Genomic DNA, 12,248 nt, shown 5'->3' on the forward strand with positions numbered 1-12,248 from the left:
GGTTGATAGGCCAGATCTGGAAGGCGGGCAACCGCTGGAGGTGACTGGTACTAATAGGCCGAGGGCTTGTCCTCAGTTGCTCGCGTCCACTGTGTTGGTTCTGAAACCACGAACAACCGTCGTAGCTATGCCACGGCTCCGGTTGACAGTTTCATAGTGTTTCGGTGGTCATAGCGTGAGGGAAACGCCCGGTTACATTCCGAACCCGGAAGCTAAGCCTTACAGCGCCGATGGTACTGCAGGGGGGACCCTGTGGGAGAGTAGGACGCCGCCGAACAAATTTTGAAAGAGAACCCCCGTACCGGGGATACCGGTACGGGGGTTTTCTGCGTTGTACGTGCGCGATATTCAGTTTGAGGGGGCCTCTGTTTCGGAGGCCCCCTTTCTTGCTTTCTACGGTTACAGACGTCCGGCGGCTTTGAGGGCCAGATAGGCGTCGGCGAGAGCGGGTGCCAGGTCTTCCGGGGTGGCGTCGACGACCGTGACGCCGTGGCGGCGCAGCTGATCGGCGGTGCGCTGACGTTCCGTCTGGGACTGAGCTGCCGCGGCTGCCTCGTACACGGCTTCCGCGCGGCCCCTGCCGGTCGCCATCCGGGCGATGTGCGGGTCGCCCACGGACGCCACCAGGAGCGTATGGCGCTGGGTGAGGCGGGAGAGTACGGGGAGCAGGCCTTCCTCTATGGGGGCAGCGTCGAGGCTGGTCAGCAGGACGATCAGGGAGCGGCGCGGAGCCGCACGGAGCGCTGTCGCGGTGAGGCCGCGGGCGTCCGTCTCGACGAGTTCCGGTTCCACGGTGGCCATCGCGTTGACCAGGGAGGGAAGGACGTCGCCCGCCGAGCGGCCCTGGACGAGGGCCCGTACCCGGCGGTCGTAGGCGAGGAGATCCACGCGGTCGCCGGCGCGGGAGGCCAGGGCGGCCAGGAGAAGGGCCGCGTCCATGGAGGCGTCGAGGCGCGGGGCGTCGCCCACGCGGCCGGCTGACGTGCGGCCCGTGTCGAGGACCAGAAGGATGTGACGGTCGCGCTCGGGGCGCCAGGTGCGGACGGCGACCGTGGTCTGCCGGGCGGTGGCGCGCCAGTCGATGGAGCGGGTGTCGTCACCGGGGACGTACTCGCGGAGGCTGTCGAACTCCGTTCCCTCACCGCGCGTCAGGACGCTGGTGCGGCCGTCGAGTTCGCGGAGTCTGGCCAGCTTGGAGGGAAGGTGCTTCCTGCTGGTGAACGGAGGCAGGACCCGTACGGTCCAGGGGGCCTTGTGGCTGCCCTGGCGGGAGAAGAGGCCCAGCGGGCCGAAGGAACGGATCGTGACCCGGTCCGCCTGACGGTCGCCGCGCCGGGTGGGGCGCAGCCGCGTGGTGACGCGACGGCGTTCGCCCGCGGGGACCGTCAGACGGTGCCGGGAGGCCTCGACCTCGGTGTCGGGAGGCCAACTGCTGGGCGGCCAGGCGTCCCGGAGATGGGCGCGCAGGGGGCGGCCGGACGGGTTGGTGACCGTCAGGGTGACGTCGGCGGTCTCCCCGAGGCGTACCGAGGTGTCGCCGGAGCGTGCCAGGCCCAGTCTGCGGACCGGCGCGGCCAGCGCGAAGTCGCACGCGCAGGCGAGGGCCAGGGGCGCGTTGACGGCGAGGATGCCCGTCCAGCCGGGTCCCCAGATGCCGACGGGCAGGGAGCCGAGAGCCGCCAGGAGCGCGGCGCGACCGGTGAGTGCCATCAGCGCGGGACGGGGACGTGGGCGAGGATCCCGTTGATGACGGAGTCGGCCGTCACACCCTCCATCTCGGCCTCGGGGCGGAGCTGGATCCGGTGCCGCAGGGTGGGCAGGGCGAGGGCCTTCACGTCGTCCGGGATGACGTAATCGCGGCCCGTCAACCAGGCCCAGGCGCGGGCCGTGGCGAGGAGCGCCGTCGCTCCTCGGGGGGAGACACCGAGGGTCAGGGACGGCGACTCGCGGGTGGCACGGCAGATGTCGACCACGTAGCCGGTGATCTCGGGCGACACGGCGGTCTTGGCGACGGCGTTGCGGGCGGCCTCCAGGTCGGCCGGGCCCGCCACGGGCCGTATGCCGGCGGCGCGCAGGTCGCGCGGGTTGAAGCCCTCGGCGTGCCGGGTGAGGACGTTGATCTCGTCCTCGCGGGAGGGCAGCGGGATCGTCAGCTTGAGGAGGAAGCGGTCCAGCTGGGCCTCGGGCAGGGGGTACGTGCCCTCGTACTCGACGGGGTTCTGGGTCGCGGCGACCAGGAACGGTTCCGGGAGGGGGCGCGGCGTGCCGTCCACCGTGACCTGGCGCTCCTCCATCGCTTCGAGGAGCGACGACTGGGTCTTGGGCGGGGTGCGGTTGATCTCGTCGGCGAGGAGGAGGTTCGTGAAGACCGGACCCGGCTGGAAGGAGAACTCGGCGCTGCGGGCGTCGAAGACGAGGGAGCCGGTGACGTCGCTCGGCATCAGGTCGGGCGTGAACTGGACGCGCTTGGTGTCGAGCTCCAGTGCGGACGCGAGCGCGCGGACGAGCAAGGTCTTGGCCACTCCGGGGACTCCTTCGAGGAGAACGTGTCCACGGCAGAGGAGGGCGACGACGAGTCCGGTCACGGCGGGGTCCTGGCCGACCACGGCTTTGGCGATCTCGGCGCGCAGGGCTTCCAGGGAGGAGCGGGCGGTGCCCGGATCCCCGGCGTACCCGGCGTTGTCAGTGGTCGGGTCCATCATGAACGGCGTACCTCTCTTTCGAGGGCGTCGAGTTGGTCGGCGAGTGCGATGAGGGCCGCGTCGTCGCCGGGCGGCGGGCCGAAGAGCAGGGAGTGCAGGGTCTGTCCGTCGCCCGACAGGTGGGCGGACAGGGCGGGGAGCAGGGCCTCGGGCGCGTGCGCCTGGGCGGGGGAGACACCGACGAGGGGGGCGAGGCGGGTGCGGGTGGTGGAGCGAAGAGCGTCTGCCGCGCGGTCGCGGGCGTCCGCCTTGCGGTAGAGGCGGGCGCGGCCTTCGACGGTCTCGGAGGCGCGGATCGCGACGGGGAGCCGCTCGGGTACGAGGGGGCCGAGTCGGCGTGCCCGCCAGAGGGCGGCCAGGGCTGCCGCGATGAAGAGCTGCAGGGTGCCCCAGAGCCAGCCCGAGGGGAGCAGGTCGAAGAAGCCGCGCTCGGCCTCGTCGTCGGCCGAGGTGTCCGAGAGCGAGGGGAGGTACCAGACCAAGTGGGAGCGGGAACCGAGGAGTTGCAGGGCGAGGGAGGCGTTGCCCTGCTCGTCGAGGCGGTCGTTGAGGAGGATGTCGGGGGCGCCGAGCAGGACGGTGTCGCCGCCCCCGGTGGCCGACGGGACGCGCAGCAGGGTGGGCAGGCCGTCGCTGGGGTAGCAGGAGTCGGCGTCGAGATCGGTGTGGTACCGCATCCCGCCGGTGTCGGCAGTGCCCGCGCGGCGGGCGGCGGGCAGCTCACAGCCGGGGGAGAGCGTCGAGTCGAAGCTGGTCGCGAGGTCGGCGGTGACTCCGGGCGCGAGGGTGCCGACGGAGGGCGGGCCGGGGGCGACCAGCACCGTGCGGCCGCCGGAGTCCTCGGTCGCCGTGCGCAGCAGGCTCTGCTGCCGTTCGGTCAGTAGGTCGGGGACGGCGACGAGCAGGGTGGTGTCGGGGCCGGCCGCGTCGCGGGCCTCGCCGGCGGTGGTGACCACGCTCGTGGACACCCCGCGGTCGGCGAGGAGTTCGGCGACGGCGCGGCTGCCGTTCTCGTCGGCGGAGCGCGGGTCGAGGCGGCCGTGCTGGGCGTTGGAGCGGACGGCGGCGATCGCGACGGCGGCCACCAGGAGCACCACGAGGGCGAGGACGACACCGCGCGAGCGGGTCCACACCTGGCGGGCGGTGGGCGAGACCGAGGTGGACGTGGGCGGGGCCTCGGTGGTCATCCGGCGGCTCCCTGGCCGCCGCCGTGGGCCGCGTGGCCCGCGAGGACGGGTTTCGTGCGCTCCAGGTCGCCGTCGAGGGCCGCGAGCCGGCGGTACGTCGCCTCGGTGGCCGAGCGTCCGCCGTACGTGACGTCGTCGAAGTCCCGGGCGGCGGCGCGCAGTCGGTCGGTGTGCGAGGGCAGGGTGCGGCCCGCTTCGGCGGCGGCCTCGTCGGCGGTGCGGCCGGGGCGGGGGTCGAGCAGGGCGCGTTCCTCCAGGGAGCGGACGACGGCGCGCATGCGTTCCTGGACGGCCTGGTTCCAGTGGCCCTGGGCGGCGTGCGCCTCGGCGGCCGCGCGGTGTTCGGCGGCGCTGCGGGGGCGGTCGTCGAACAGCACGGCGGACGAGGTGGCGGCGCGGCGGGGGCTGCCCAGGCGCCACCACAGCGCGCCGAGCACGGCCAGCACCGCGAGCACGATGACGACGAGGCCCAAGGCGCCTCCGGGGGTGGCGTCCGAGGTGGCGCCGAGCAGTTTGCCGAGCCACTCCCAGAAGGCGTCCAGCGCGCGCTGGAAGAGGCTCGGGTCGTTCTCGTGGTACATGCCCTTGGACAGCTCGCGCCGGGCGGCCTCCCGTGCGGGGTCCCGCTCGATGGTCACCGGCGGTTCGCCGCCGGAGCGGGCCAGGGACAGGACGGCCCCGAGCCCGCTGTGCGGCGTCGTGAGTACGGCCGTGTCGCCGGTGTGCGACAGATGCCGCAGGGCGGTGCCGGCGGCGCGTTGCAGCGCCGGCACCGCTGTGAGAACTCCCCCCGCCGGACTCACCGCATCAGCTCCCCGCTGTCGCGCCGGGGGTGCCCGCGCCGTAGCCCTGGACGCCGGCCGCGCGGGCCAGGTCGAGGTCGAGGGCCTCGCGGCGGATGCGCTGGTCGATGTAGAGGAGTACGGCCACGCCGGCGCTGATCGGGAAGGTGAGCATGGAGCCGATCACCGCGCCGATGCCGCTGACGACGAGGAAGGTCCAGCCGAGGTCGCCGGTGCCGTTGACGAAGCCGCCGATGCCGTCGCCGCTGAGGGCGGCCGCGATGAGGGCGAAGGGGATCACGATGATCGACGACACGATGTTCGCGATGACGGCGGCGAGCAGCTGGATGCCGAAGACCCGCCACCACGAACCGCGCACCAGCTTCGCGGAGCGGTTCAGCGACTTCCTGACGCCTTCCTTCTCCAGCATCAGGGCGGGCGAGGCCAGCGAGAAGCGGACCAGCAGCCAGATCGCGACGAGGGACGCCCCGAATCCGCCGATGACGGCGAGGGCGGCGCCCGGGCCGGCCGCTCCGGCGACGGCGATCAGGATGCCGGGCAGGGTGCCCACGGCGACGATCCCGGCACCGATGAGGATCAGGAGGAAGACCAGGCCGAACAGCTTCGCCAGCCGGGGACGGGCATCGCGCCAGGCCTCCGCCGTGGTCACGGACTTGCCGAGTACGGCGCGGCTGGTGACGGTCGTGAGCAGGGCCGTGGCGAAGACGCTGCCGACCACGGTGACGAGGGCGACGGCCCCGGAGCTGAGCATGACGTCGCCGAAGGCGCGGCCGAGCTCCCCGGCGGTGGCGCTCGGGTCGTTCAGGACGTCGGAGCCGGCGCTCTCGTCCAGGACGAGGCCCCGGAGCAGGACGACGATGATCTCGGTGACGACGGCGACGGTCAGGGAGATCCCGAGGACCGTGCGCCAGTACGTGCGCATGGTCGAGACCGCGCCGTCGAGGATCTCGCCGACGCCGAGCGGGCGCAGCGGGATCACGCCGGGCTTGGCGGCGGGCGGCGGGCCGCCCCAGCCGCCGGGGCCCGGATAGCCGTAGGGGCTTCCGTATCCGGGGAAGCCGTAGCCCGGGCCGCCGGGGGCGCCGTAGCCGGGACCTCCGGGACCCGGGGCTCCGTAGCCGTAGCCGCCGGGGCCCGCGGGGGGTGCGCCCCAGCCCTGGCCGGGCGGCGGCGGAGGCGGGGTCGGGGCCTGCGGCGGGCCTTGGGGTGCCGGAGCGCTCCACTGGCCGGGCGGGGGCTGCTCCTTGGACCAGTTGGACGGGGTGTCGCTCTGGTCGGCGCCGCTCTGGTCCGTGGGCCGAGCGGGGCCGGTGCGGTCCGGCTCCTGCCCGTCGGAGGGGGCGGATCCGGGCGAGGCCCAGCCCGGAGTGTCGTTCATCGTCGCTCCTTCACGGTGCCCGTCCGCGGTCGCGGCGGCAGGTTGGCAGCCATCGTGCCACGGCGTGCGCGTCGGGGGACCGGGGGTCGTCTGGGCTGTACACCTTCAATAGTCGGCCGGGTACGGGGCAGACTGGGCGAATGGCTGATCAGTACGCGCACGCCCGCGAAGACAACCGGCCGACGGAGATACCGGCGATCCGCTGGGAGGAGCCACCGGAAGGCCCCGTGCTGGTCCTTCTCGACCAGACGAGGCTGCCGGCCGGGGAGGTCGAGCTGGTCTGCACGGACGCCCCCGCGCTGGTGGAGGCGATCCGCACGCTCGCGGTGCGGGGGGCGCCGCTCCTCGGCATCGCCGGGGCGTACGGCGTCGCGCTCGCCGCCGTACGCGGCTTCGACGTGGAGGACGCCGCCCAGTCGCTCGCCGGCGCCCGGCCGACCGCGGCGAACCTGGCCGTCGGGGTGAACAGGGCCCTGTCCGCGTATCGGGCAGCGCTCGCCGGCGGAGGGAGTCAGGGGCAGGCGGCCGACGCGGCGCTCACCGCGGCGCGGGCCGTGCACCGGGAGGATGCCCAGGCCAGCGCACGTATGGCCGAGCACGGCCTGGCGCTGCTGGAGGAGCTGCTGCCGGGCGGAGGGCACCGGATCCTGACGCACTGCAACACCGGGGCGCTGGTGTCGGGCGGGGAGGGCACGGCGTTCGCGGTGGCTCTCGCGGCGCACCGGGCCGGGCAGCTGCGGCGGCTGTGGGTGGACGAGACGCGGCCGTTGCTTCAGGGCGCGAGGCTGACGGCGTACGAGGCGGCGCGCAAGGGAATGGCGTACACGCTGCTGACCGACAGCGCCGCCGGGTCCCTGTTCGCGGCCGGGGAGGTGGACGCGGTGGTGATCGGGGCGGACCGGATCGCGGCGGACGGTTCGGTGGCGAACAAGGTGGGGAGTTATCCGCTCGCCGTGCTGGCCCGCTACCACCACGTCCCGTTCATCGTGGTGGCGCCGGTGACGACGGTGGACCCGGGGACTCCCGACGGCGCCTCCATCGAGGTCGAGCAGCGCGGAGGCCATGAAGTGACAGAGATCACAGCGCCGCAGGTGCCGGTGGCGGGAGCGGAAGCCGGCGGCGGGATACCGGTGGCGCCCCTGGGGACCCAGGCGTACAACCCCGCTTTCGACGTGACGCCGCCCGAGCTGGTGACGGCGATCGTCACGGAGGAGGGCGTGGTGTCGCCCGTCACGGGGGAGGCCCTCGCCGAGCTGTGTGCCCGCTCACGTCAGGTGACGACCGGCTGAGGAGGGAGTCGCACTCCTCGAGGGATCCGGCCCCTTCCGCCGCGCGGTGGTACCTCGTGCGGCAGGGGCCGGTCCGAGAGGTGGGACCGGGGGCCGTAGGGGTCGATTGCCCTTCGTGGGCGGGGAGAGCGGCCGGAATCGGACAGGCCGCGCGCGGAGCGGTGGGCCGGGCCGGGCACGTCCGGGGCGGGCCGGCTGGGCCGGCGGCCGGAGGCGAGGGCAGACAGTGACGACCGGATACGACTATCGTCACAGGCCAGTGACCTTGTTCACCACTGCCTTCACCAATGTTACGAGAATGGGATGATGTCGTTTATGAAGGGACGAGTCCTTGTCGTCGATGACGACACCGCACTGGCCGAGATGCTCGGCATCGTGCTGCGTGGTGAAGGTTTTGAGCCGTCTTTCGTAGCCGACGGCGACAAGGCGCTGGCCGCTTTCCGTGAGACCAAGCCCGATCTGGTGCTCCTGGACCTGATGCTGCCCGGACGGGACGGCATCGAGGTGTGCCGCCTGATCAGGGCGGAGTCCGGGGTGCCGATCGTGATGCTCACGGCCAAGAGCGACACCGTCGATGTCGTGGTGGGCCTCGAATCGGGCGCCGACGACTACATCGTGAAGCCGTTCAAGCCGAAGGAGCTGGTGGCCCGGATCAGGGCGCGCCTGCGGCGTTCCGAGGAGCCGGCTCCCGAGCAGCTCACCATCGGTGACCTGGTCATCGACGTGGCCGGTCACTCCGTGAAGCGGGAGGGGCAGTCCATCGCCCTCACGCCGCTGGAGTTCGACCTGCTGGTGGCGCTGGCCCGCAAGCCTTGGCAGGTGTTCACGCGCGAGGTGCTCCTGGAGCAGGTGTGGGGCTACCGGCACGCGGCGGACACCCGCCTCGTCAACGTCCATGTGCAGAGGCTTCGCTCCAAGGTCGAGAAGGACCCGGAGCGGCCGGAGATCGTGGTGACCGTCCGCGGTGTCGGTTACAAGGCCGGACCGAGCTGACATGTCCAGGGACAGTGCCGCTTCGGCGCCCGGACAGCCGGGGGCTCGTGCGGAGCGGCCTGTCGGTCGTAAGACGGCGGGCTCCCGCTGGGAAAGACTCGTGCAGGGCGGGCTGCTCCAGGGCGGGGTCCAGGGCAGCCCGGTCCTGAGGCTGTTCATGCGCTGGGTGCGCCGGCCGCTGCTGCCGGTCATGCGGCTGTGGCGGCGCAACATCCAGCTCAAGATCGTCGTCACGACCCTGCTGATGTCGCTCGGTGTGGTGCTGCTGCTCGGCTTCGTCGTCATCGGGCAGGTGCGCAACGGCCTGCTGGACGCGAAGGTGAGGGCGTCGCAGAGCCAGGCCACCGGCGGGTTCGCGGTGGCCAAGCAGAAGGCCGACACGGCCGCGGCGTCGAGCGGCGGCGGGGGCTCGGGCGCCGAGGGCCGCTCCGCGCAGAGCGTCAGCCCCCAGTGGATGAGCGACCTCGTGGAGTCGCTGTCCAGCGGCGGGCAGGGCGCCTTCGACGTGGTGACGCTCAGCGCGTCCGCCGCGACCGGTGACGAGAGCGGCGGACGCGGCCCGCGTTCCTCGGGCAACGTCGACCCGGCCGCGAGCGTCCCGGAGGACCTGCGGCGACGCGTCGACACGAGCATGGTCGCCGCCCAGAGCTACACCCGTGTCGTCTACACGGACGAGAAGGACTCCCAGCCCGCGCTGGTCATCGGCAAGCAGGTCAACGACCCCAAGGGCAACCCGTACCAGCTGTACTACCTCTTCCCGCTCACGCAGGAGGAGAAGTCGCTCAGCCTGGTCAAGGGCACGCTGGCGACCGCCGGACTGTTCGTCGTGGTGCTGCTCGGGGCCATCGCCTGGCTCGTCGTGCGCCAGGTCGTCACGCCGGTACGGATGGCGGCGGGCATCGCCGAGCGGCTGTCCGCCGGGCGGCTCCAGGAGCGTATGAAGGTCACCGGCGAGGACGACATCGCACGGCTCGGCGAGGCCTTCAACAAGATGGCGCAGAGCCTGCAGCTGAAGATCCAGCAGCTGGAGGAGCTGTCGCGGATGCAGCGGCGGTTCGTCTCCGACGTGTCGCACGAGCTGCGTACGCCGCTGACGACCGTGCGGATGGCGGCGGACGTCATCCACGACGCGCGCGCGGACTTCGATCCGATGACCGCGCGCTCCGCCGAGCTGCTCGCCGACCAGCTGGACCGCTTCGAGACGCTGCTCGCGGACCTGCTGGAGATCAGCCGCTTCGACGCGGGCGCGGCGGCCCTGGAGGCCGAGCCGATAGACCTGCGGGAGGTCGTGCGCCGGGTCATCAGCGGGGCGGAGCCGCTCGCCGAGCGCAAGGGCTCCCGCATACGCGTGGTGGGGGACCAGCAGCCCGTGGTCGCCGAGGCGGACGCCCGGCGCGTGGAGCGGGTGCTGCGCAATCTCGTCGTCAACGCCGTGGAGCACGGCGACGGCAAGGACGTCGTGGTCAAGCTCGCCTCGGCGGGCGGCGCGGTCGCGATCGCCGTACGCGACTACGGCGTGGGCCTCAAGCCCGGTGAGGCGACCCGGGTCTTCAGCCGCTTCTGGCGGGCGGACCCGGCACGCGCGCGTACCACCGGCGGCACCGGACTCGGTCTGTCCATCGCCCTGGAGGACGCCCGGCTGCACGGCGGCTGGCTGCAGGCGTGGGGCGAGCCGGGCGGCGGCTCGCAGTTCCGGCTGACGCTGCCGCGGACGGCGGACGAACCCCTCAGGGGCTCGCCGATACCCCTGGAGCCCAAGGACTCGCGGCGCAACCGGGGACTCGACGACGCCGGTCTGCCGCGCGGTGGCGGCAACAAGCTGGCCACGGTGCCCGTCCAGCCGTCCGGCGAGAGCGCTTCGGCGCGGGCGGCCATGGGGGCACGCCAGGGCGGAGCGGCGCCCACGGCCGACCCGACGGCGCTGCCCGGCAACGGCGCGCGCGTGGTGCCGCGGCCCGCCCGGCCCGTCCGCCCGCAGGATTCGGCACAGTCGGCGACGGGTGACGCGGGGACACCGCCCGGCGGGGGCGGCAGAACGGACGACGTCGAGGAAGGGAAGGCATTTCGTGGGCGCTGAGGGGGGAGGCCGCCGGCGCCCGCTGCGTGTCGGTGTGTACGTGGGCTGCGGTGCCGTACTGCTCGCCGGATGCGCCTCGATGCCGGACGGCGGTGACCTGCGCGACGTCGAGTCCACACCGCGCCAGGACGCGCAGGTGCGGGTGTTCGCCATGCCGCCGCGGGACGACGCCCGGCCCGAGGAGATCGTGCAGGGCTTTCTGGAGGCGCTGACCAGCGACGACCCGCAGTACGAGACGGCTCGCAAGTACCTGACCGAGAGCGCCCGGCGCAAGTGGAAGCCGTACGAGTCGACGACCGTGCTGGCCGACGGCCCGAACACCGTGACCCAGCACAGCGGGGCCCGTGACGGCAGCGACGACTACGTGTTCACGCTGACCGGTGACAAGGTCGCGACCGTGGACGCGCAGCACGCGTACGCGCCGGACGGCGGGACGTACAAGAAGTCGGTGTACCTCACGCAGCAGAAGGACAAGCAGTGGCGCATCGACGGGCTGCCGCAGGGCGTCCTGATGGGCAAGTCCGACTTCCAGCGCAACTACCAGTCGGTCAACAAGTACTACTTCGCCTCGACCGTGCCCACCGGCTCGGGCGGACGGCCGGGTGCCGTCGCCGACCCGATCTACGTGCGCAAGGAGGTCGACCCGATGACCGAGACGGTCCGGGCGCTCCTGCGGGGGCCCACGCGCTGGCTCGACCCGGTGGTGAGGTCGAGCTTCCCCACCAGCACGGCACTGAGGAAGGGCGTCCGCTCGCTGACGCCCGACGACCAGAACAAGCTGACGGTGCCGCTGAACGCGAAGGCCGACCACGTCGGCCAGACCCAGTGCACCAAGATGGCGGCCCAGCTGCTGTTCACGCTCAAGGACCTGACGCCCACCGGGGTCGACGAGGTGGAGCTGGAGCGGTCCGACGGTTCGCAGCTGTGCGTGCTCGGTGACGACCGGGCCGGGACCGTCGCGGCCCACGGACCCGGGAAGCCGCCGGAGTACCAGTACTTCATCGACGCCAAGCAGCGACTGGTGCGGCTCCTCGCCGCCGGCAGCGGCAAGGACCCGGAACCGGTGCCCGGCGCGCTGGGCGAGGGCGACAAGGCGCTGCGCGCCGCCGCGGTCTCGCGCGGCGAGGACAGCGCGGCCGGGGTGTCCCTCGACGGGCGTTCGCTCTACGTGGGGTCGCTGGTGTCGGGCGGTTCGCTCGGCGAGGCGGTGCTGCGCAGCGCCGGCAAGACCGAGGACGAACGGCTGACGACGCCCAGCTGGGACGGGTCGGGTGACCTGTGGGTGGCCGACCGCGACCCCGGGAAGTCCCGGCTGCTCCTGCTGGAGGGCGGCGCGGGCGAGCCGGTCACGGTCAGGACGCCGCAGCTGGACGGGCGGATCAAGGCGGTGCGGGTGGCCGCCGACGGGGTGCGCATCGCCCTGATCGTGGAGAAGGACGGCAGGACGTCCCTCCAGATCGGCCGGATCGAGCGCGAGGACAAGAGCGGCGAGCGCCCCGGCGTGTCCATTCTCGAACTGCGCTCGGCGACCCCGCAGCTCGAGGAGGTCACGGCCATGTCGTGGGCCGCGGACAGCCAACTGGTCGTGGTGGGGCGGGAGTCGGGCGGAGTCCAGCAGATGCGCTACGTCCAGGTCGACGGCTCGACGCCGCTGCGCAGCCTCCCGTCGGCGCTGACCGGCGTGAAGGAGATCGCCGCGTCCGAGGACGAGCAGCAGCCGCTGGTGGCGTACTCGGTGGACGGGATCGTGCGGCTGTCCTCGTCCTCGCAGTGGCAGAAGGTCGTCAAGGAGGGCTCGGCGCCCGTCTATCCCGGGTAG

General features: G+C 72.8%; 9 protein-coding genes and 1 rRNA gene. 5 read left to right on the forward strand and 5 right to left on the reverse strand.

Going from position 1 to position 12,248, the window contains the following annotated elements; genetic code table 11:
* The first annotated feature begins 160 nt into the window (after positions 1–160).
* Positions 161–277: ribosomal RNA gene (rrf, locus tag ACZ4VA_RS00005) — 5S ribosomal RNA — on the forward strand.
* Between the two features lie 122 nt (positions 278–399).
* Here rrf and ACZ4VA_RS00010 read toward each other — a convergent pair.
* The 5 genes from ACZ4VA_RS00010 to ACZ4VA_RS00030 are packed head-to-tail and all read right to left on the reverse strand — an operon-like array spanning position 400 to position 6,070.
* A complete protein-coding gene (locus ACZ4VA_RS00010; protein ID WP_468078992.1) occupies positions 400–1,710 on the reverse strand; it encodes a DUF58 domain-containing protein in 1,311 nt (436 codons plus the stop codon).
* Positions 1,710–2,699, reverse strand: a complete 990-nt coding sequence (locus ACZ4VA_RS00015) for an AAA family ATPase (protein WP_468079598.1) — start codon at positions 2,697–2,699, stop codon at positions 1,710–1,712. Before ACZ4VA_RS00015 ends, ACZ4VA_RS00010 begins: the two co-directional genes overlap by 1 nt.
* Positions 2,699–3,889: a DUF4350 domain-containing protein gene (locus ACZ4VA_RS00020; RefSeq protein WP_468078994.1), complete on the reverse strand. Its 1,191-nt coding sequence runs from the start codon at positions 3,887–3,889 to the stop codon at positions 2,699–2,701. The genes ACZ4VA_RS00015 and ACZ4VA_RS00020 overlap by 1 nt, the downstream gene beginning before the upstream one ends.
* Positions 3,886–4,692: a DUF4129 domain-containing protein gene (locus ACZ4VA_RS00025; protein ID WP_468078996.1), complete on the reverse strand. Its 807-nt coding sequence runs from the start codon at positions 4,690–4,692 to the stop codon at positions 3,886–3,888. Before ACZ4VA_RS00025 ends, ACZ4VA_RS00020 begins: the two co-directional genes overlap by 4 nt.
* Before the next feature lie 4 nt (positions 4,693–4,696).
* Entirely contained in the window at positions 4,697–6,070 is a 1,374-nt protein-coding gene (locus tag ACZ4VA_RS00030) for a DUF7847 domain-containing protein (RefSeq protein WP_389389688.1), read from the reverse strand.
* Positions 6,071–6,210: 140 nt separating this feature from the next.
* Here ACZ4VA_RS00030 and mtnA point away from each other — a divergent pair, with 140 nt between their 5' ends.
* The 4 genes from mtnA to ACZ4VA_RS00050 all read left to right on the forward strand — a co-directional run bounded on the left by mtnA (position 6,211) and on the right by ACZ4VA_RS00050 (position 12,248).
* Complete coding sequence (gene mtnA, locus ACZ4VA_RS00035) at positions 6,211–7,359, forward strand: S-methyl-5-thioribose-1-phosphate isomerase (protein WP_468078998.1); 1,149 nt, start codon at positions 6,211–6,213, stop codon at positions 7,357–7,359.
* Positions 7,360–7,662: 303 nt separating this feature from the next.
* Entirely contained in the window at positions 7,663–8,352 is a 690-nt protein-coding gene (mtrA, locus tag ACZ4VA_RS00040) for a two-component system response regulator MtrA (RefSeq protein WP_220784158.1), read from the forward strand.
* Position 8,353: 1 nt separating this feature from the next.
* Positions 8,354–10,429, forward strand: a complete 2,076-nt coding sequence (gene mtrB, locus ACZ4VA_RS00045) for an MtrAB system histidine kinase MtrB (RefSeq protein WP_356237576.1) — start codon at positions 8,354–8,356, stop codon at positions 10,427–10,429.
* The gene (locus ACZ4VA_RS00050; protein WP_355794176.1) at positions 10,419–12,248 is read left to right on the forward strand and encodes an LpqB family beta-propeller domain-containing protein; all 1,830 of its coding nucleotides are present in this window, start codon (positions 10,419–10,421) and stop codon (positions 12,246–12,248) included. Before mtrB ends, ACZ4VA_RS00050 begins: the two co-directional genes overlap by 11 nt.

Source organism: Streptomyces sp. NPDC028308 (assembly GCF_055565855.1).